This window comes from Marinobacter oulmenensis (assembly GCF_014201735.1).
Lineage (GTDB): Bacteria > Pseudomonadota > Gammaproteobacteria > Pseudomonadales > Oleiphilaceae > Marinobacter > Marinobacter oulmenensis.
On the sequence record NZ_JACHFE010000002.1, the window covers coordinates 216,046 to 236,580 of the forward strand.

14 protein-coding genes are annotated in these 20,535 nt (G+C 57.8%); 12 read left to right on the top strand and 2 right to left on the bottom strand.

Annotated elements, in window-relative coordinates; all coding sequences use genetic code 11:
* Window positions 1–13 precede the first annotated feature (13 nt).
* From fadB to topA, 3 genes are all read left to right on the top strand, one after another.
* Window positions 14–2,161: a fatty acid oxidation complex subunit alpha FadB gene (gene fadB / locus HNR38_RS04245; RefSeq protein WP_183700123.1), complete on the top strand. Its 2,148-nt coding sequence runs from the start codon at window positions 14–16 to the stop codon at window positions 2,159–2,161.
* 33 nt (window positions 2,162–2,194) lie between these two features.
* Window positions 2,195–3,370 (top strand): acetyl-CoA C-acyltransferase FadA, encoded by a 1,176-nt coding sequence (gene fadA, locus HNR38_RS04250; RefSeq protein ID WP_183700125.1) that lies wholly within the window; start codon window positions 2,195–2,197, stop codon window positions 3,368–3,370.
* 278 nt (window positions 3,371–3,648) lie between these two features.
* On the top strand, window positions 3,649–6,291 hold the full coding sequence (topA, locus tag HNR38_RS04255) for a type I DNA topoisomerase (RefSeq protein ID WP_183700127.1): 2,643 nt from the start codon (window positions 3,649–3,651) through the stop codon (window positions 6,289–6,291).
* Between the two features lie 60 nt (window positions 6,292–6,351).
* On the opposite strand, the gene HNR38_RS04260 is transcribed toward topA, so the two are convergent.
* Together HNR38_RS04260 and gltA are read right to left on the bottom strand one after the other, a co-directional pair.
* A complete protein-coding gene (locus HNR38_RS04260; RefSeq protein WP_281380371.1) occupies window positions 6,352–7,302 on the bottom strand; it encodes an NAD(P)-dependent oxidoreductase in 951 nt (316 codons plus the stop codon).
* Between the two features lie 36 nt (window positions 7,303–7,338).
* Entirely contained in the window at window positions 7,339–8,616 is a 1,278-nt protein-coding gene (gene gltA / locus HNR38_RS04265) for a citrate synthase (RefSeq protein ID WP_183700129.1), read from the bottom strand.
* A 482-nt stretch (window positions 8,617–9,098) separates the two neighbouring features.
* Between gltA and sdhC the strand changes: the two genes are divergently transcribed.
* From sdhC to sucD, 9 genes are all read left to right on the top strand, one after another.
* Window positions 9,099–9,473 (top strand): succinate dehydrogenase, cytochrome b556 subunit, encoded by a 375-nt coding sequence (gene sdhC / locus HNR38_RS04270; protein WP_183700130.1) that lies wholly within the window; start codon window positions 9,099–9,101, stop codon window positions 9,471–9,473.
* Window positions 9,467–9,811 carry a succinate dehydrogenase, hydrophobic membrane anchor protein gene (gene sdhD, locus HNR38_RS04275; protein ID WP_183700131.1) on the top strand — a complete coding sequence of 115 codons (345 nt, stop codon included), beginning with the start codon at window positions 9,467–9,469 and terminating at the stop codon, window positions 9,809–9,811. The genes sdhC and sdhD overlap by 7 nt, the downstream gene beginning before the upstream one ends.
* Before the next feature lie 3 nt (window positions 9,812–9,814).
* Complete coding sequence (gene sdhA, locus HNR38_RS04280; protein ID WP_183700132.1) at window positions 9,815–11,587, top strand: succinate dehydrogenase flavoprotein subunit; 1,773 nt, start codon at window positions 9,815–9,817, stop codon at window positions 11,585–11,587.
* Between the two features lie 14 nt (window positions 11,588–11,601).
* Window positions 11,602–12,306, top strand: a complete 705-nt coding sequence (locus tag HNR38_RS04285) for a succinate dehydrogenase iron-sulfur subunit (protein WP_183700134.1) — start codon at window positions 11,602–11,604, stop codon at window positions 12,304–12,306.
* Between the two features lie 316 nt (window positions 12,307–12,622).
* Window positions 12,623–15,457: a 2-oxoglutarate dehydrogenase E1 component gene (locus HNR38_RS04290; RefSeq protein WP_183700136.1), complete on the top strand. Its 2,835-nt coding sequence runs from the start codon at window positions 12,623–12,625 to the stop codon at window positions 15,455–15,457.
* 25 nt (window positions 15,458–15,482) lie between these two features.
* Window positions 15,483–16,712, top strand: a complete 1,230-nt coding sequence (gene odhB, locus HNR38_RS04295) for a 2-oxoglutarate dehydrogenase complex dihydrolipoyllysine-residue succinyltransferase (RefSeq protein WP_183700138.1) — start codon at window positions 15,483–15,485, stop codon at window positions 16,710–16,712.
* Between the two features lie 35 nt (window positions 16,713–16,747).
* The gene (lpdA, locus tag HNR38_RS04300) at window positions 16,748–18,190 is read left to right on the top strand and encodes a dihydrolipoyl dehydrogenase (RefSeq protein ID WP_183700140.1); all 1,443 of its coding nucleotides are present in this window, start codon (window positions 16,748–16,750) and stop codon (window positions 18,188–18,190) included.
* 194 nt (window positions 18,191–18,384) lie between these two features.
* Window positions 18,385–19,551, top strand: a complete 1,167-nt coding sequence (gene sucC, locus HNR38_RS04305) for an ADP-forming succinate--CoA ligase subunit beta (RefSeq protein WP_183700142.1) — start codon at window positions 18,385–18,387, stop codon at window positions 19,549–19,551.
* Window positions 19,551–20,423 (top strand): succinate--CoA ligase subunit alpha, encoded by an 873-nt coding sequence (sucD, locus tag HNR38_RS04310; protein WP_183700144.1) that lies wholly within the window; start codon window positions 19,551–19,553, stop codon window positions 20,421–20,423. Before sucC ends, sucD begins: the two co-directional genes overlap by 1 nt.
* Window positions 20,424–20,535: the final 112 nt, after the last annotated feature.

Consider the following 20,535-nt stretch of genomic DNA (forward strand, 5'->3'; position numbering starts at 1 on the left):
TGGAGATCAGTTGATGATTTACGAAGGTAAAGCCATCACGGTTAAAGAGATCGAAGGCGGGATCGCTCAGTTGAACTTTGACTTGCAGGGCGAGTCGGTAAACAAGTTCAACCGTCTCACCCTCGAAGAGCTGGGCGCGGCAACGGAAAAGCTGGGAGCCCGCGAGGACCTCAAAGGGCTGGTGTTTACCAGTTCCAAGGACAGCTTCATTGTCGGTGCGGACATCACCGAGTTTACCAAACTGTTCGCGGGTCCCGAGGATGAGCTGATTGCCAATAGCCTGAATGCCAACGCCATTTTCAATGCTATTGAAGATCTGCCGTTCCCGACCGTCAGTGCCATTAATGGCATCGCGCTCGGTGGGGGGCTGGAAATGTGTCTGGCTACCGACTACCGCCTGATGGCTCCCAAGGCCAAGATTGGGCTGCCGGAAGTCAAACTGGGGATCTTCCCGGGCTTCGGCGGGACCGTTCGTCTGTCCCGACTGGTCGGTGTTGACTACGCCGTTGAGTGGATCTGTGGCGGTACAGAAAACCGTGCGGACGCGGCCCTGAAAGTCGGTGCTGTTGATTCCATTATCGAAGCCGACAAACTGGTTGAAGCTGCGGTTGCGCTGATCAATGAATGCAACGCCGGCAAGCTGGATTACAAGGCCCGGCGCGAAGAGAAGAAAGGCAAGATCAAGCTCAATGCCATGGAAAGCATGATGGCATTCGAGATTTCCAAGGCCTTTGTCGCCGGCAAAGCGGGCAAGAACTATCCGGCGCCCGTTGAGGCCATCAAGGTCATGCAGAAACACGCTGGCCTGACCCGTGACAAGGCGGTGGAAGTGGAAGCCAAAGGTTTTGCCAAGATGGCCAAGACCAACGTGGCTGCCTGTCTCGTTGGCCTGTTCCTGAACGACCAGGCGCTCAAGAAGAAAGCCAGTGCCTGGGAGAAAGAGGCGGCTGATGTCAATCTGGCCGCGGTTCTGGGCGCAGGTATCATGGGCGGCGGTGTTGCTTTCCAGTCGGCCCTCAAAGGCACACCCATCCTGATGAAAGACATTAACCAGGATGGTATCAAGCTGGGCCTGAACGAAGCCAAGAAGCTGCTGTCCAAGCGCATCTCCAAGGGCAAGATGGACGCCGACAAGATGGGCGATGTCCTCAACAACATTACCCCGACCCTTAACTACGGTGATTTCAAGAACGTAGACCTGGTTGTTGAAGCAGTTGTTGAAAACCCGAAAGTCAAAGATGCGGTGCTTCGCGAAACTGAGGATACGGTACGTGAAGACACCATCCTGACGTCCAACACCTCGACCATCTCTATCAACAAGCTGGCCGAGAACCTCAAGCGTCCGGAAAACTTCTGTGGCATGCACTTCTTCAACCCGGTACACATGATGCCGCTGGTCGAGGTGATCCGGGGTGAAAAGACCTCTGATCGTGCAATTGCTACGACGGTCGCCTACGCCAAGGCGATGGGCAAGACCCCGATTGTGGTCAACGACTGTCCGGGCTTCCTGGTGAACCGGGTCCTGTTCCCGTACTTTGGCGGCTTTGCGGCCCTGCTGCGTGACGGCGCCGATTTCCAGAAGATCGACAAGGTCATGGAGAAATTCGGTTGGCCCATGGGCCCGGCCTACCTGCTGGATGTGGTCGGCATGGATACCGCCAAGCACGCCAATGAAGTAATGGCTGAAGGTTTCCCTGAGCGCATGAAGGCTGATTTCAAATCCGCCATCGATGTGATGTTCGAGAACGAGCGTTACGGCCAGAAGAACGACAAGGGCTTCTACCGTTACGAGGAAGACCGTAAGGGCAAGCCGAAGAAGGTCGTTGATGAGCAGACCTACGAGCTGATCAAACCGGTTGTGGCAGACCAGAAAGACTTCGAAGAGGAAGACATCATCGCCCGCATGATGATCCCTCTGTGTCTGGAAACCGTCCGGTGTCTGGAAGACAACATCGTTGAGGCTCCGGCCGATGCGGACATGGGCCTGATCTACGGCATCGGTTTCCCGCCGTTCCGTGGTGGTGCCCTGCGCTACATCGACGATATGGGCGTCGACAAGTTCGTCGAACTTGCAGACAAGTATGCAGATCTGGGTCCGCTTTATCACCCGACCGAGAAGCTGCGTGAAATGGCCAAGAATGGCGAAAAATTCTTCGGCTAACCCTGAACGAGATTTCCGAACGGAGAAAGATCTATGAGCCTTAATCCGAGAGACGTTGTCGTCGTCGATTGCGTACGGACTCCGATGGGTCGTGCCAAGAACGGCTGCTTCCGCAACGTTCGCGCAGAGAACCTGTCCGCTGCGCTGATTGAAGCGCTCTTCGAGCGCAACCCGAAGCTTGACCCGAAAGAAGTGGAAGATGTGATCTGGGGCTGTGTCAACCAGACCAAGGAGCAGGGCTTTAACGTAGCCCGTCAGATCTCCCTGCTGACCCGGATTCCCCACGAATCCGCCGCCCAGACCGTCAACCGTCTGTGTGGTTCTGCGATGACCGCCATCCACACTGCCGCTCAGGCCATCATGACCGGTAACGGTGATGTGTTCATGGTCGGTGGTGTTGAGCACATGGGGCACGTGCCCATGACCGAAGGGTTTGATCACAACCCGGCGGCTTCCAAATATTCCGCCAAGGCCTCCAACATGATGGGCCTGACCGCTGAAATGCTGTCCAAGATGCACGGAATTACCCGTGAGCAGCAGGACGAGTTCGGCGCCCGGTCTCACCGCCTGGCCCATGAAGCGACTGTTGAAGGACGCTTCAAGGACGAAATCGTCCCGATCCAGGGTCATGACGAGAATGGCTTTGTGAAGCTGATTGAGCAGGACGAAACCATTCGTCCGGAAACCACGGCCGAGTCACTTGGTCAGCTCAAGCCGGCGTTCGATCCGAAGAACGGTACGGTAACCGCGGGCACCTCGTCGCAGTTGACCGACGGCGCTTCCGCGCTGGTGGTTATGTCGGCTGAACGTGCCCAGGCACTGGGGCTGACCCCGATTGCCAAGATCCGCAGCATGGCAGTGGCCGGCTGTGATCCCGCGATCATGGGTTATGGCCCGGTTCCGGCCACTAAGAAAGCCCTCAAGCGTGCTGGCCTGAAAGTCGAGGACATTGACTTCTGGGAGCTGAACGAAGCCTTTGCCGGGCAGTCCCTGCCTGTGCTGAAGGACCTCAAGCTGCTGGGCGTGATGGACGAGAAAGTGAACCTGAACGGTGGCGCCATTGCACTTGGTCACCCGCTGGGTTGTTCCGGTGCACGGATTTCCACCACACTGCTGAACGTCATGCAGTCCCGTGGCGGCAATCTCGGTGTCTCCACCATGTGTATCGGTCTGGGGCAGGGGATCGCCACAGTCTGGGAGCGTGTCTGAGACACCTTCGTCCTGAACGGATGAAGTGAATCACAGAGCCCGGCACCATGCCGGGCTCTGTCGTTTCGGGAATCGGGAAAGGGCGTGGCTGTGGGTCGGGCACGTTGAAAAATGCCGGGTGGAACCAAAGAATGGGTTGTGTTGCCAAAGCTGACCCTGTAAAACAGTGAGCCTGTATGTAATGGCAACCTCCGGTTTTCCAGTTGCCTGATTTTTATGCCAGTTTACGTTTTGTCCAACGAGTGAACGATTGGTCAACAAGGATATAGAACTCCGTTATGGGTAAAAGTCTCGTTATCGTCGAGTCACCAGCGAAAGCCAAAACCATTAACAAGTATCTCGGTTCCGACTACATCGTGAAGTCGAGTGTTGGCCATATTCGCGATCTTCCGGTCAGTGGCAGTGGCTCCAAATCCGATCCCAAGGAACGGGCACGACAGGCCGCTGTCACCCGCAAAATGAGCCCTGAAGAAAAGGCGGAGCACAAAAAGCGCAAGGCAAAAGAGCAACTGGTGGCCCGGATGGGCGTGGACCCGGAGCTTGACTGGCAGGCGAACTACGAGGTGCTGCCCGGCAAGGAAAAGGTGGTCAGTGAGCTCAAACGTCTGGCGAAGTCGGCTGACCATATCTATCTGGCGACGGATTTGGACCGCGAAGGGGAGGCAATCGCCTGGCACCTGCAGGAAACCATTGGCGGAGAGCCCGACAAATACCGTCGGGTTGTCTTTAACGAGATTACCAAGCGGGCCATTCAGGAAGCCTTCAAGGACCCGGGACAACTGGATGGCAACCGCGTCAACGCCCAGCAGGCCCGACGCTTTCTGGACCGTGTTGTGGGTTACATGGTGTCACCGCTGTTGTGGTCCAAGATCGCCCGGGGCCTTTCCGCCGGTCGGGTTCAGTCGGTTGCCGTTCGCCTGATTGTTGAGCGTGAGCGGGAGATCCGGGCATTTGTGCCCGAAGAGTTCTGGCAGATGCACGCAGACCTGGCACCTGCGAAGGCCGATGATGCGGTCCGGTTTGAGGTTGCCCGCTATAATGGCCAGGCTTACCGGCCCACCAGCGAGTCCCAGAGCAATGAGCATCTGGCGCGTCTGCGTGAAGGTGCCTTTGAGGTCGCCAAGCGTGAAGACAAGCCTACCCGGTCGCGGCCCTCGGCACCTTTCATTACCTCGACACTGCAGCAGGCGGCGAGTAACCGCATGGGCTTCAGTGTCAAGAAAACCATGATGCTGGCCCAACGTCTGTACGAAGCTGGCTTTATCACCTACATGCGTACCGACTCGACGAACCTGAGCCAGGACGCCATCGCCAGTTGCCGTGACTTTGTCCAGAAGCAGTTTGGTGAGCGCTACCTGCCGGAAAAACCCAGGGTTTACGGTAGTCGTGAAGGGGCCCAGGAAGCTCACGAAGCCATTCGCCCGACCGATGTCGGTCGTCGTCCAACGGACATCAGTGGCCTCGAAAAAGACGCTGAGAAGCTCTACGACCTGATCTGGCGTCAGTTTATCGCCTGCCAGATGGCGGATGCGGAGTTTTTGAGTACGTCCATTACCGTCGCCAACGGTGACTATGAGCTGCGCACCCGCGGACGGATCATCAAGTTCGAAGGTTTCCTCAAGGCCGCTCCTTCCTCGTCCAAGAAAGACGAGGATGTCGCGCTGCCCGACATTCAGGTCGGTGATGCCCTCGACCTCAAAAAGCTCGACCCGAGCCAGCATTTCACCAAGCCGGCGCCTCGCTACACTGAGGCAAGCCTGGTCAAGGAGCTGGAGAAGCAGGGGATTGGTCGTCCCTCCACCTACGCGTCCATCATCTCCACCATCCAGGATCGTGGTTACGTCAAACTCCAGAACCGCCGGTTCTATGCCGAAAAGATGGGGGAAATCGTCACCGAGCGTCTCGCGGAGTCCTTCCCGAACCTGATGGATTACGACTTTACCGCGCGGCTGGAGGACGAACTGGATGATATCGCCGAAGGGGATATCGACTGGAAGAAGGTCCTGAACGATTTCTACGAGCGCTTCCGCAACCAGTTGGATAGCGCTGAAAAGGCCGAAGACGGCATGCGCGCGAACACGCCGACGGAGACCGATATACCCTGTCCGTCCTGCGGGCGGAACATGCAGATCCGTGTGGCCAGTACCGGTGTTTTTCTGGGGTGCTCGGGCTACTCGCTGCCGCCCAAGGAGCGTTGCAAGACCACGATCAACCTGACTCCGGGTGACGAAGTGGTCAGCGCCGAAGAAGACGTTGAAGGCGAGGGCGAAACCCGGCTGCTGCGCAAGAAGCGGCGTTGTCCCAAATGTGGCACCGCCATGGACAGCTACCTGATTGACGAGAAGCGCAAGCTGCACGTGTGTGGTAACAACCCGGACTGCTCCGGCTATGAGGTGGAGCAGGGCACTTTCCGGATCAAGGGCTATGATGGCCCGACACTGGAGTGTGACAAGTGCGGCTCGGAAATGCAGCTGAAAACCGGCCGTTTCGGCAAGTATTTCGGTTGTACCAACACTGAGTGCAAGAATACCCGTAAGCTTTTGCGCAATGGCGAACCGGCGCCGCCCAAGATGGACCCGGTGCCCATGCCGGAACTGCAGTGTCAGAAAGTGGATGACACCTACGTTCTGCGGGATGGGGCTTCCGGGCTGTTCCTCGCGGCGAGCAAGTTTCCCAAGAACCGGGAGACCCGTCCGCCGCTGGTGCTGGAAATCAAACCGCACCGCAAGGAAATTGATCCCAAGTACGACTACCTGATGGACGCGCCGGAGCGGGATCCGGAGGGGAATCCGACGGTCATCCGGTACAGTCGAAAGACCAAGGAACAGTACGTCATGTCGGAGAAAAACGGCAAGGCGACGGGCTGGTCGGCCTGGTATCAGGACGGTCGCTGGGTGCCGAAGGAGAAGGGCAGCAAGTAGTCTGTCGGTAAGGAGCGAAAAAGGGTGCGGCGCAGGCCGCGCCCTTTTTTTATGGGTGCCTTATTTCTTGCGAAGGCGCTGGATCAGTGATGAGGTGTCCCAACGGCGCCCGCCCATGTCCTGGACGTCGCCATAGAACTGGTCCACCAGAGCGGCCACCGGTAGCTTGGCGCCGTTTCGCCGGGCCTCATCCAGGCAAATGCCCAGATCCTTGCGCATCCAGTCGACGGCAAAACCGTGGTCAAACTCGCCGGCAATCATGGTGCCGGAGCGGTTTTCCATCTGCCATGACTGGGCGGCGCCCTTGGAAATCACGTCGACCACCCGGCTTACATCAAGGTCCGCCTGCTCGGCGAAATGCAGGGCTTCTGACAGTCCCTGGACCAATCCCGCAATGGCAATCTGATTGACCATCTTGGTTTTCTGCCCGCTACCGGCAGGCCCCATCAGTGTCACGGCCCGGCCATAGCAGTCCATGACCGGCCGTGCCTTGTCGAAATCGGCGTCATTGCCGCCGCACATGATGGTGAGGGCGCCGTTTTCAGCCCCCTGCTGACCACCGGAAATGGGCGCGTCAATAAAGCCCTGCCCGCGTTCACCGGCCAGGGCAGCCAGTCGCTCCGCGACACCAGCTGAAGCGGTGGTATGGTCGATCAGGATCGCTGTGGGCGGGGCGTTGGCGATGATGCCGTCTTCGGCCGCGAAAACGGCATCCAGGTCGCGGTCCGCGCCGACGCACGTCATTACGAAATCCGCGTCTTTCACTGCATCGGCAATGGTGTTGCAGGCCTCGCCGTTGTGCTTCTTGGCCCAGTCTGTCGCCTTTTGGGTGGTGCGGTTCCAGACCGTGACGTTATGGCTGGCGCCAGCAAGATGACCGGCCATGGGATAGCCCATGACGCCTAGTCCTATGAATGCAATGTTTGCCATCGTGTGCTCCCTGTATTCGGTGTCTTGGTTGTTGTCATTGTATTGCGTTTTCCATGATACGAAAAAAGCCGCTGATTTCAGCGGCTTTTTTCGGGGTGCAGGGAAAGAGCAGGGCGATTACTCGTCGCCCGGGTAATCCCGCTGCGGAGAACCGGTGTACAGCTGCCGTGGGCGGCCGATCCGGTAATTGCCACTGACCATTTCGTTCCAGTGAGAGAACCAGCCAATGGTCCGGGACATGGCGAAAATCACTGTGAACATGGAGGTCGGAATGCCGATGGCCTTGAGAATAATGCCAGAGTAGAAGTCCACGTTCGGGTAGAGTTTGCGCTCCACGAAGTACTCGTCTTCCAGGGCGATTTTCTCGAGGCGCTGGGCGATCTTCAGCAGCGGATCGTTTTCCAGGCCCAGTTCCTGAAGAACCTCATGGGCGGTTTCGCTCATGACTTTAGCGCGCGGGTCGAAATTCTTGTAGACCCGGTGGCCAAATCCCATCAGACGGAACGGATCGTCCTTGTCTTTGGCCTTGGCGATGAATTGCTCGATGTTGGCCTCATCACCGATCTCAGCCAGCATGTCCAGTACCGCTTCGTTGGCGCCGCCGTGAGCGGGGCCCCAGAGCGCCGCGATGCCGGAAGCGATACAGGCGTAGGGGTTAGCGCCGGTGGAGCCAGCCAGGCGAACCGTGGAGGTGGAGGCGTTCTGCTCGTGGTCCGCGTGCAGGATGAAGATCTTGTCCATGGCCTTGGCCAGGATCGGGTTCGGCTTGTACTCCTCGCAAGGCACGCCAAACATCATCTGCAGGAAGTTTTCGGCGTAGGACAGATCGTTGCGCGGGTAAACGAACGGCTGACCGACGGAATACTTATAGCACCAGGCGGCAATCGTTGGCATCTTGGCGATCAGCCGATGGCCGGTGATTTCACGCTGGGTCGGGTCGTTGACGTTCATCTGGTCGTGATAGAACGCGGACAGGGCGCCAACAACGCCACACATGATGGCCATCGGATGCGCGTCACGGCGGAAACCGTTGAAGAAATTGCGCATCTGGTCGTGCAGCATGGTGTGGTTTTTAATGGTGTCGTGGAACTGCTTGTTCTCTTCTTTGCTCGGCAGTTCGCCCTTCAGGAGCAGGTAGCAGACTTCGAGGAAATCGGAATTCTCGGCGAGTTGGTCAATCGGGTAGCCCCGGTGCAACAGCACGCCCTTTGCGCCATCGATGTAGGTGATGGCAGACTCGCACGCCGCTGTGGAAACGAATCCCGGGTCATAAGTGAAAACGCCTTCCTGTACCAGGCCGCGTACGTCAATAACGTCAGGGCCGACGGTGCCGGAATAAACCGGTAGCTCAATGGACTTATCTCCCACCGAGAGCGTGGCTTTCCTGTCGGTCATGGTGCTCTCCTGTTTGATTAGCTGTATCAGCTTTTCGACATGATGTATCAATGCGCCGGAAAGGGCGTATTATTGCAAATCCGGCGGCAAAATATAGGGCGTCAGCTTTTTTTGTCAATGCAAAGGGGGTGAAAAGAGCGAGTCTAGCATTATCTGTAAATCAGGGATATCCCGAATGTTGGCCGTTATAGAGCGTAATCGCGTTTGTCAATACGCCATAAAGAGGGTGAGAGAGCTGGTGCGGCAACGCTTGGCGGGCAACTTGCCCGTTTGTAATTATAAGGGCCACTCCTTATAATCCTTAGCCCGGAATCGGGGATGCACGTCTGTGCGGGCTTGGATTCAGCGCGCCAACTGAGGTGTCATCCACCCTCCTGAACCAATCGGTTGTCGGTATCGTACCGATTCTCCGAAGCAAACATACCAACCATCCGCCACCGTCCTGACGGTCCCGCGGAACCAAGAGAGAGTGTGAGAGCGCTGTGAATAGCAAACGACCAGTAAATCTCGATCTCGGCAAGTTCCATTTCCCGCTGCCAGCCATTACGTCGATCCTGCATCGCATCAGTGGCATCATCATTTTTGTTGGTGTTGCTTTTCTGTTGTACGGCCTGGATCTCTCCCTTTCCGGAGAAGATGGCTTCAATCGGGTAAGTGAACTGCTGGACAGCTTCCTTGCCAAGCTGATCATCTGGGGCATCCTGTCTGCTCTGCTTTATCACCTGGTTGCAGGTATCAAGCACCTGTTCATGGATATGGGCATTGGTGAAGATCTCCAGAGTGGCCGCCTCGCCGCGAAAATCACCATTGCGGTTTCCATTGTTCTCATCCTTCTGGCAGGAGTCTGGGTATGGTAAGCAGCGTTACAAACCTCGGCCGCAGCGGTGTGTTCGATTGGCTCATTCAGCGAGTCACCGCCTATGTGCTGGCCCTCTACACAATCTTTCTTCTGGGGTTCATGTTGACCACTGACGTTAACTACGAGACCTGGAGCGGCCTCTTTCAACAGACCTGGTTCCGCATCTTCAGCCTGCTGGCGCTGATCTCGCTCGGGGCGCATGCCTGGGTTGGGCTGTGGACGGTTACGACCGACTATATCAAGCCGATGGCGCCGCGTTTCCTGGTCCAGGCGGCCTGCGGTCTGGCCATGTTTGTTTATCTGGTCTGGGGCATTCAGATTTTTTGGGGGCTTTAATCGATGGCTAACATCAAAACCATGTCTTACGACGCGATTGTTATCGGTGGTGGTGGTGCCGGCATGCGGGCCGCGCTCCAGCTGACCGAATCCGGTCTCAATACCGCGTGTATTACCAAAGTATTTCCGACCCGGTCGCACACCGTTTCCGCCCAGGGCGGTATCACCTGTGCGATCGCAAGCGCCGATCCTGACGATGACTGGCGCTGGCACATGTACGATACCGTCAAGGGCTCTGATTACATCGGTGACCAGGACGCTATCGAGTATATGTGTTCTGTTGGCCCCCAGGCTGTTTTCGAGCTGGAACACATGGGCCTGCCTTTTTCCCGTACCGAGCAGGGCCGTATCTATCAGCGTCCGTTTGGTGGTCAGTCCAAAGGTCCGGACAATCCCACTCAGGCCGCTCGTACCTGTGCCGCCGCTGACCGTACCGGTCATGCCCTGCTGCACACCCTGTATCAGGCCAACCTGAAGGGCGGCACCTCGTTCCTCAACGAGTGGTACGCAGTCGATCTGGTCAAGAACGGCAAGGGCGAAGTGGTTGGTGTTGTCGCTATCGAAATCGAAACCGGCGATGTCTGCTACGTCAAGGCCAAGGCCACGGTACTGGCCACTGGCGGTGCCGGTCGTATCTACGCCTCCACCACCAATGCCCTGATCAACACCGGTGACGGCATCGGCATGGCGCTGCGCGCCGGCTTCCCGGTTCAGGATATGGAAATGTGGCAGTTCCACCCGACCGGTATTCACGGTGCGGGTACCCTGGTTACCGAAGGCTGTCGGGGTGAGGGCGGTTATCTGATCAACGCCGAGGGCGAGCGCTTTATGGAGCGTTACGCGCCGAACGCCAAAGATCTGGCCGGCCGTGACGTTGTTGCCCGTTCCATGGTTATCGAGATTCTGGAAGGTCGTGGCTGTGGCCCCGACAAGGATCACGTGCTGCTGAAGCTGGACCACCTGGGTGAAGAAACCCTGAACCTGCGTCTGCCAGGCATCTGTGAACTGTCCCGCACCTTCGCGCACGTGGATCCGGTCAAAGAGCCGATCCCCGTAGTTCCGACCTGTCACTACATGATGGGCGGTCTGCCGACCAATGTTGGTGGTCAGGCTCTGACTCAGGACGAGAACGGAAACGACAAGCCGATTCCGGGTCTGTTCGCCTGCGGTGAGGCGGCCTGCGTATCTGTGCATGGTGCTAACCGCCTGGGCGGCAACTCCCTGCTGGATCTGGTGGTCTTCGGTCGTGCCGCTGGTCTGCACATTGAAGAGCAGCTGCGTGGCGGTTTTGAGGTGGACGAAGCGTCCGAGGAAGATATCAAGCGCGCCATGGCCCGTCTGGATCGCCTCAACAGTGCAACCGAGGGTGAAAGCGTGGCAGAAGTCCGCAAGGATCTGCAGGCCTGCATGCAGCTGTACTTCGGTGTATTCCGGGACGGCAAGAGCATGGAAGAGGGTCTGCAGAAGCTGGAAGCCATTGGCGAGCGTGTTCGTAACACCAAACTGGCTGACACCAGCAATGCCTTCAACACCGCCCGTATCGAAGCGCTCGAGCTTGAGAATCTCTACGAAGTGGCGATGGCGACTGCCGTGTCCGCCGCTGAGCGGAAGGAAAGCCGTGGTGCTCACGCCCGTAACGACTTTACCGAGCGTGACGACGAGAACTGGCTGAAGCACTCTATGTACTTCCCGCTGGAAAAACGTGTTGGTAAGCGTGACGTGAACTTCGCACCGAAAACGGTTCCGACGTTCGAGCCTAAAGTCCGGACTTACTAAGGGGGATAGAGAAGATGTTGGTAAGCCTGTACCGCTATAACCCGGAAACCGATAAAGCCCCTTACATGCAGGACGTAGAGGTCGAGATTCCGGAAGGCAAGGATTTGATGGTTCTTGATGTGTTGAATCTCATCAAGGAAAAGGATCCCTCGGTGGCCTATCGTCGCTCCTGTCGTGAAGGTGTTTGTGGCTCTGATGGCATGAACATGAACGGCAAGAACGGTCTGGCCTGTATCACACCGGTGTCGGACGTGGCCAAGGACAACAAGATTGTTCTGCGCCCGCTGCCGGGCCTGCCGGTGATCCGTGATCTGGTGGTGGACATGAATATGTTCTATCGTCAGTACGAGAAGGTCACGCCACACCTGATCAACAACAACCCGGAGCCGGCCATTGAACGCCTGCAGTCTCCGGAAGACCGGGAAAAGCTGGACGGCCTGTACGAGTGTATTCTCTGTGCCTGCTGTTCAACGGCCTGCCCGTCTTTCTGGTGGAATCCGGACAAGTTTATCGGGCCCGCTGGCCTGCTTCAGGCCTACCGGTTCCTGGCGGACAGCCGGGATACCGCGCAGGCCGAGCGTCTGGCCAGCTTGGACGACCCGTTCAGTGTGTTCCGCTGCCGTGGCATCATGAACTGCGTCAGCGTCTGCCCGAAAGGGCTGAACCCGACCCGTGCGATCGGTCATATCCGCAACCTGCTGCTGCAGCGCGCAACCTGATCAATCTGTGGTCACTGGCCTGTGCCGGTAACGGACACTGGCACCCTTAGCCTTGGAAGGCCCCGCCACGCGCGGGGCCTTCAACCAAAGGCTTATAGGCAAAAGTCTTAATGGAGTGCAGAATCTAGGCCGCTGTGTCGGGGCTTTCTGAGTTACCGGGGCAGTGCTGCCGAGTATAAAAAAATCACTGGGGACGGAAGGCATCCTCGTCGGTGCATTGGTCAAATTCAGATCGTAATAGTTCGTATTGACGATGAATGGCCCTGCAGTCGACCATACCGGCTCCCCCGCACCAGCCCAAGGTGAGCTATTCAAAATGCACGAAAGCATCATGGAGCAGTTGTGGCAGACGTCCCACCTACAGGGTGGAAATCTTGCCTACGTTGAACAGCTTTTTGAGACCTACCTAACAGACCCCAATGCAATTCCTGAAGAGTGGCGGAGCTATTTCGACAAGCTCCCCGGCGTTGATGGCCGTGCCGGCCCCGACGTTGATCACTCGGCCATTCGCGAACAGTTCGAGCATATCTCCCGAAATCAGCGTCATTACGGATCCGGCGTTCCGGCCGCAGCCACCTCCGGTGCTGACAAGAAACAGATTCGCGTAATGAGCCTGATCAACGCCTTTCGCTTCCGTGGTCATCAGGAAGCGGGGCTTGATCCGCTGGGCGTCTGGCAGCGTCAGCCAGTCGAAGATCTGGATCCGTCCTTCCATGAACTGACCGATTCCGATCTCGATCTGGAATTCCAGACCGGTTCCCTGAACTTCGGCTCCGAGACCATGAAGCTGCGCGACATTGTCGACGGGCTTCGTCAAACGTATTGCTCCAGCGTTGGCGCCGAATACATGCACGTGGTGGATACCCGCATCAAGCGCTGGTTCCAGCGTCGCATGGAGCCGGTACGCTCGCGCCCGGAATACGAACCCACCACCCGCAAACATCTGCTTGAACGCCTGACCGCTGCGGAAGGGCTGGAGAAATACCTGGGTTCCCGCTACCCCGGCGTCAAGCGTTTTGGTCTTGAGGGCGGCGAAACCCTGATCCCGTGTCTGGACGAACTGATCCAGCGAGCAGGATCCTATGGCGCCAAAGAGATTGTTCTGGGTATGGCCCACCGTGGCCGCCTGAACGTTCTGGTGAATACGCTGGGTAAAAACCCGAAGGAACTGTTCGACGAGTTTGAAGGCAAGAAGCTCGCCGATTCCGGTTCCGGTGACGTTAAATATCACCAGGGCTTTTCTTCCAACGTCATGACCCCGGGCGGCGAAGTCCACCTGGCCATGGCGTTCAACCCGTCGCATCTGGAGATCGTATCGCCGGTTGTGGAAGGCTCTGTGCGAGCCCGCCAGGATCGCCGTGGCGACAGCGACGGTACCCAGGTGCTGCCGATCGTGATGCACGGCGATGCGGCCTTTGCCGGTCAGGGCGTGGTCATGGAAACCTTCCAGGCCTCCCAGACCCGTGGCTACGGTGTCGGCGGTACCGTTCACATCGTGATCAACAACCAGGTCGGTTTCACCACCAGCAAGCAGGAAGATGCGCGCTCCACCGAGTACTGCACCGACATCGCGAAGATGGTCCAGGCGCCGATCCTGCACGTTAATGCGGATGACCCGGAAGCGGTCATGTTCGTCACCCAGATGGCCATGGATTACCGCAACGAGTTCAAGCGGGACGTGGTGATCGATCTGGTCTGCTACCGTCGTCGTGGCCATAACGAGGCCGACGAGCCGGCAGCCACCCAACCGCAGATGTACGATAAAATCCGCAAGCTCAAGACCACCCGTGGCCTGTATGCGGAGCAGCTCGTTTCTGCCGGCGTCATGACCGACGAAGAAGCCAAACACATGGAGAACGAGTACCGCGATGCGCTCGACAAGGGTGAGCACGTGGTCAAGTCGTTGGTCAAGGAACCGAACACCGACCTCTATGTGGACTGGACCCCATACCTGGGGCACGAGTGGACTGCCAAGTGCAAAACCAGTGTGGCGCTAAAGACCATTCAGGCGCTGGGTAAGAAGCTGACCCACGTACCCGAAGGCTTCAGCATCCAGCGTCAGGTTTCCAAGATCGTCAACGACCGTGAGAAGATGACGGCCGGGGCGCTGGCACTGAACTGGGGCTATGGCGAGATGATGGCTTACGCCACACTGCTGAACGAAGGCCATCCGGTCCGGATCACCGGTCAGGACGTGGGACGTGGTACCTTCTCCCACCGTCACGCGGTGCTGCACAACCAGAAAGACGGGGCCACGCACATCTCGCTGCAGGAGTTGTCGGATGACCAGCCGAACTTCGATATCTATGACTCTTTCCTTTCCGAAGAAGCGGTCATGGCGTTCGAATACGGTTATGCGACCACGCAGCCCAAGTCGCTGATTGTCTGGGAGGCGCAGTTTGGTGACTTCGCCAATGGCGCCCAGGTGGTGATTGACCAGTTCCTGACCAGCGGTGAGCACAAATGGGGGCGTCTGTGTGGCCTGACGCTGCTGCTGCCTCATGGCTACGAAGGCCAGGGGCCGGAACACAGCTCTGCCCGTCTTGAACGGTTTTTGCAGTTGAGCGCCCAGCACAACATACAGGTATGCGTGCCGACCACGCCGTCGCAGGTCTTCCATATGCTGCGTCGTCAGGTGAAACGGCCGCTGCGTAAGCCGCTGATTGCGATTACGCCGAAGAGTCTGCTTCGCCACAAGGAGGCGATTTCCGGCCTGGACGACCTGACCACCGGTACCTTCAAAACGGTATTGCCTGAGAAAGAACCGTCAGATCCCAAGAAAGTCACCCGCCTGATCCTTTGCAGCGGTAAGGTCTACTATGATCTGCTGGAGAAGAAGAAGGCGGATGAAAGGGACGATGTGGCGATTGTCCGGATTGAGCAGCTGTACCCGTTCCCGGCTGATGACCTGGACGAGCTGCTTGCTCAGTACACCAAGCTCAAGGACGTTGTCTGGTGTCAGGAAGAGCCGATGAACCAGGGCGCCTGGTACTGCAGTCAGCATCACATGCGTCATGCCCTGCAGCGCCTGAATTCCAGGCTTAACCTTGTGTACGCGGGTCGCGACGCTTCTGCTGCACCCGCCTGCGGCCATATGTCCGTGCACGTGCAGGAACAAAAGAAACTGGTTAACGATGCGTTCGAAATCTGACGAGCTACCGAACTAAGGATTTATAATGTCAACAGAGATTAAAGCCCCAGTATTTCCGGAGTCGGTTGCCGAAGGCACCGTCGCAACCTGGCACAAGCAGCCGGGGGAAGCCTGTTCACGTGATGAACTGATCGTGGACATTGAAACCGACAAAGTCGTTCTTGAAGTGGTTGCACCCGCTGACGGCGTCATCGAGGAAATCGTCAAGAACGAAGGCGATACCGTCGAAAGCGGCGAAGTGGTTGGTACCTTCAAGGAAGGCGCGGCTGGCGAATCCAAGCCCGCGGAATCCAAGTCCGAGGGTGAGGCGGAAAAGAAGTCCGAAGAACCCAAGGAAGAAGCCAAGTCTGAGGGTGGCTCCGGTGAAGCGATTCTGAGCCCGGCCGCTCGCAAGCTGGCTGAGGAAAAGGGCATCGACCCGAATGCCGTCAAGGGGACCGGCAAAGATGGCCGCGTCACCAAGGAAGACGTGCAGAAACACGCCGATGGCAGCCAGTCTTCCGGCGCTGCCAAGCCGAGCGCGCCCATGCCTGAAGTCAATGTAGAGCAGGGTGAACGCCCGGAGAAGCGGGTACCGATGACCCGCCTGCGTGCCAGCATTGCCAAGCGTCTGGTGAACGCTCAGCAGGACGCCGCCATGCTGACCACCTTCAACGAAGTCAACATGAAGCCGATCATGGAGCTGCGCAAGCAGTACAAAGAGAGCTTCGAGAAGCGCCACGGCGTCAAGCTGGGCTTCATGTCGTTCTTCGCCAAAGCGGCAACCGAAGCGCTCAAGCGTTTCCCGGCCGTGAACGCCTCCATTGATGGCAATGACATGGTTTACCATGGTTACCAGGACATTGGCGTGGCCGTTTCCACCGACCGTGGTCTGGTTGTGCCGGTTCTGCGTGACACCGATTCCATGGGCCTGGCCGACATCGAGAAGGGCATCATCGACTACGGAACCAAAGCCAAACAGGGCAAACTGGGCATTGAAGAGATGACCGGCGGTACCTTCACCATTACCAATGGTGGTATCTTTGGTTCGCTGATCTCCACGCCGATCCTGAACCCGCCGCAGACGGCCATCCTGGGTATGCACAAGATCCAGGAGCGCCCGATGGCGGTGAACGGACAGGTCGAGATCCTGCCGATGATGTACCTGGCGCTGTCATATGATCATCGTATGATCGATGGCAAGGAAGCGGTTCAGTTCCTGGTGGCTATCAAGGAAATGCTGGAAGACCCGGCACGTATCCTGCTGGACGTGTGAACCGACCTTTAACGAATCACAGAACGGGATAAATTATGTCTGACAAGTACGATGTCATTGTCATTGGTGCCGGCCCCGGGGGATACGTGGCCGCCATCAAGGCTGCGCAGCTCGGTCTGAAAACCGCGTGTGTTGAATCCTGGACGTCCGAGGACGGCAAGAGCCAGGTACTGGGCGGCACCTGCCTGAACGTGGGCTGTATCCCCTCCAAGGCACTGCTGGAGGTGACCCACAAGTTCGAAGAGGCCAGCCACGACTTCGAGGGCTTTGGTATCCAGACCAAGGACGTCAAGATTGACGTCGCCAAGATGATGGAGCGCAAGGCTGGCATCGTTAAACAACTGACCGGTGGTATTGGCGGTCTGTTCAAGGCCAACGGCGTTACCTCCATCCACGGCCACGGCAAACTGCTGGCTGGCCGCAAGGTCGAAGTGACCGACAAAGACGGCAAAACAGCGACCTACGAAGCCGATAACGTCATCATCGCTACTGGCTCCAAGCCGATCGAAATTCCGCCGGCGCCCTTCGACGGGGACCACATCGTGGACTCCGAGGGTGCGCTGGAATTTGACGAAGTGCCCAAGCGCCTTGGCATCATCGGTGCCGGTGTTATCGGTCTGGAACTGGGCAGTGTCTGGGCCCGTCTGGGTTCAGAGGTGACGGTTCTGGAAGCACAGGAAAGCTTCCTGCCGGCTGTTGACCAGCAACTGGCCAAGGACACCCTCAAGCAGTTCCAGAAGCAGGGCCTGAACATTGTTCTGGGTGCCCGCATGACCGGCGCCGAAGTGAAGCGCAAGCTGGTTAATGTCAGCTATGAGGATTCCAAGGGCAAGCAGGAAGCCAAGTTCGACAAACTGATCGTGGCCGTTGGTCGCCGTCCTTACACCGACGGTGCGCTGGCAGAGGATTCCGGCGTCAAGATGGACGAGCGTGGCTTTATCTTTGTTGACGATACCTGCAAGACCGAAGCGCCGGGCGTATGGGCCATCGGTGACGTGGTACGCGGCCCGATGCTGGCCCACAAAGCCTCCGAAGAAGGTGTCATGGTCGCTGAGCGCATTGCCGGTCATAAGCCTCAGGTCAACTACGACTGCATTCCGAACGTCATCTACACCACGCCGGAAGTGGCCTGGGTAGGCAAGACCGAGGAAGAAGTGAAAGCGGATGGTGTTGAATATAACGTGGGCACCTTCCCGTTTGCGGCCAACGGCCGTGCCATGGCCGCCAACTCCACCGGTGGCATGGTGAAAATCATCGCTGACGCCAAGACCGACCGGATCCTCGGGTTCCATGTGGCCGGTCCCCAGGCGTCGGAGATTGTGGCCCAGGGTGTGATCGCGATGGAATTCGGTTCCAGCGCGGAAGATCTCGCACTGACCTGTTTCGCGCACCCGACTCTGTCCGAGTCCGTGCACGAGGCGGCTCTGGGTGTTGCCGGCGGCGCGATTCATATCGCCAACCGTCGCAAGAAGAAGTAACGCACGGAAGGAAGTGGGGCGCCAGGCTTGGCGCCCCTCTGCCATCTGGGGCAGCGGTTTTCCGGATGCGTCACAAGAAAGGCCGATTGTTTAACGGCCTGACTGTCTGAATTCGCGAATTGTCACCGCCAGCGGTGTCAGGCGGGTTCTGTTCCGTATGTGGTTATCCTCCATCAATTGACGGGAAATTAACTATGAATTTGCACGAATATCAGGGCAAGCAGCTGTTCGCTGAATACGGCCTGCCCGTATCCAAAGGCATTGCCTGCGATACACCCAAAGAAGCCGTAGCGGCGGCAGATGAAATCGGTGGTGACGGCTGGGTGGTCAAGGCCCAGGTGCATGCCGGTGGCCGTGGTAAGGCCGGCGGTGTCAAGCTGGTCAAGAGCAAAGACGATATCCGTGACTTCGCAGAGAAGTGGCTGGGTCAGAACCTGGTGACCTACCAGACTGATGAGAATGGCCAGCCGGTCAGCAAGATCCTGGTTGAATCCCTGACCGACATCGCCGAAGAACTCTACCTGGGCGCGGTTGTAGACCGTGGTACCCGTCGGATTGTCTTCATGGCCTCCACCGAAGGCGGTGTCGAGATCGAGAAGGTAGCGGAAGAAACACCTGAAAAGATCCTGAAGGCGGAAGTGGATCCGCTGGTCGGCGCGCAGCCGTACCAGGGCCGCGAGCTGGCATTTAAACTGGGTCTGGAAGGCAAGCAGATCGGACAGTTCACCAAGATCTTCCTGGGTCTGGCCAAGCTGTTTGAAGAATGTGACCTGGCGCTGGTTGAGATCAACCCGCTGGTGATCACGCCGGCTGGCGACCTGCACTGCCTGGACGCCAAAGTTGGTGTGGACGGCAACGCCCTGTATCGCCAGAAGAAAATCCACGAGATGCACGATCCCTCCCAGGAAGATTCCCGGGAAGCCGAAGCGGCCAAGTGGGAACTGAACTACGTGGCTCTGGAAGGCAACATCGGCTGCATGGTCAATGGTGCCGGCCTGGCCATGGGTACCATGGACATCATCAAGCTCTCCGGCGGCCAGCCGGCGAACTTCCTGGACGTCGGTGGCGGTGCCACCAAGGAACGTGTTTCCGAGGCGTTCAAGATCATCCTGTCTGACGACAACGTTCAGGCCGTACTGGTCAACATCTTTGGCGGTATCGTTCGTTGCGACATGATTGCCGAAGGCATCATCGGTGCGGTCAAGGAAGTGGGCGTCAAGGTTCCTGTGGTGGTTCGCCTGGAAGGCAACAATGCCGAACTGGGTACCAAGGTTCTGGAAGAAAGCGGTCTGAATATCATCGCCGCAACCAGCCTGTCCAATGCTGCAGAACAGGTCGTTAAAGCCGCGGGGGGTAAATAATGAGCATCCTGATTAACAAAGACACCAAGGTAATCTGCCAGGGCTTTACCGGCGCGCAGGGCACCTTCCACTCTGAGCAGGCTATTGCCTACGGCACCAAGATGGTGGGTGGCGTGAGCCCCGGTAAGGGCGGCACCGAGCATCTGGGCCTGCCGGTATTCAACACCGTCCGTGACGCCGTTGAAAAAACCGGTGCTGAAGCCACCGTTATCTACGTTCCTGCGCCTTTCTGTAAGGATGCCATCATTGAAGCGGCGGATGCCGGTATTCAACTGATCGTCTGCATCACCGAAGGCATCCCGACCATCGATATGCTGTACGCAAAAGAGTATGTCGATCGCAAGGGCGTGACCATGATCGGCCCCAACTGCCCGGGCCTGATTACTCCGGACGAGTGCAAGATCGGTATCATGCCGGGCCATATCCACAAGAAGGGTAAGGTTGGCATCGTATCCCGCTCCGGCACCCTGACCTACGAAGCGGTCAAGCAGACCACAGACTTCGGTTACGGTCAGTCCACCTGTGTCGGTATCGGCGGTGACCCGATCCCGGGCTCCAACTTCATCGACATCCTGAAGATGCTTCAGGAAGATCCCGAAACCGAAGCGATCGTCATGATCGGTGAGATTGGTGGTACCGCCGAGGAAGAGGCTGCGGCCTTCATCAAGGAAAACGTGACCAAGCCGGTGGTTTCCTACATCGCCGGTGTTACCGCACCTCCGGGCAAGCGTATGGGCCATGCCGGCGCCATCATTTCCGGTGGTAAGGGGACTGCAGACGAGAAGTTCGCGGCCCTGAACGACGCGGGCGTCACCACCGTTCGCAGCCTGGCCGAGATCGGCAAGGCACTGAAGGAAGCGACTGGCTGGTAAGCCGTTCGCACGCCTCAAAACCCCCGGAGTCCTCAGGGCTCCGGGGGTTTTGTGTTTCTGGGCCAGCTTTTTCGGTCCTTTTCTTAACGCGGGCCGGTGTTCAGACTATAAT

Coding starts and splice junctions, on each gene's coding strand:
- fadB (WP_183700123.1), top strand. CDS start 14: ATGATTTACGAAGGTAAAGCCATCACGGTTAAAGAGATCGAAGGCGGG.
- fadA (WP_183700125.1), top strand. CDS start 2,195: ATGAGCCTTAATCCGAGAGACGTTGTCGTCGTCGATTGCGTACGGACT.
- topA (WP_183700127.1), top strand. CDS start 3,649: ATGGGTAAAAGTCTCGTTATCGTCGAGTCACCAGCGAAAGCCAAAACC.
- gltA (WP_183700129.1), bottom strand. CDS start 8,616: ATGACCGACAGGAAAGCCACGCTCTCGGTGGGAGATAAGTCCATTGAG.
- sdhD (WP_183700131.1), top strand. CDS start 9,467: ATGGTAAGCAGCGTTACAAACCTCGGCCGCAGCGGTGTGTTCGATTGG.
- sdhA (WP_183700132.1), top strand. CDS start 9,815: ATGGCTAACATCAAAACCATGTCTTACGACGCGATTGTTATCGGTGGT.
- HNR38_RS04285 (WP_183700134.1), top strand. CDS start 11,602: ATGTTGGTAAGCCTGTACCGCTATAACCCGGAAACCGATAAAGCCCCT.
- HNR38_RS04290 (WP_183700136.1), top strand. CDS start 12,623: ATGCACGAAAGCATCATGGAGCAGTTGTGGCAGACGTCCCACCTACAG.
- odhB (WP_183700138.1), top strand. CDS start 15,483: ATGTCAACAGAGATTAAAGCCCCAGTATTTCCGGAGTCGGTTGCCGAA.
- lpdA (WP_183700140.1), top strand. CDS start 16,748: ATGTCTGACAAGTACGATGTCATTGTCATTGGTGCCGGCCCCGGGGGA.
- sucC (WP_183700142.1), top strand. CDS start 18,385: ATGAATTTGCACGAATATCAGGGCAAGCAGCTGTTCGCTGAATACGGC.
- sucD (WP_183700144.1), top strand. CDS start 19,551: ATGAGCATCCTGATTAACAAAGACACCAAGGTAATCTGCCAGGGCTTT.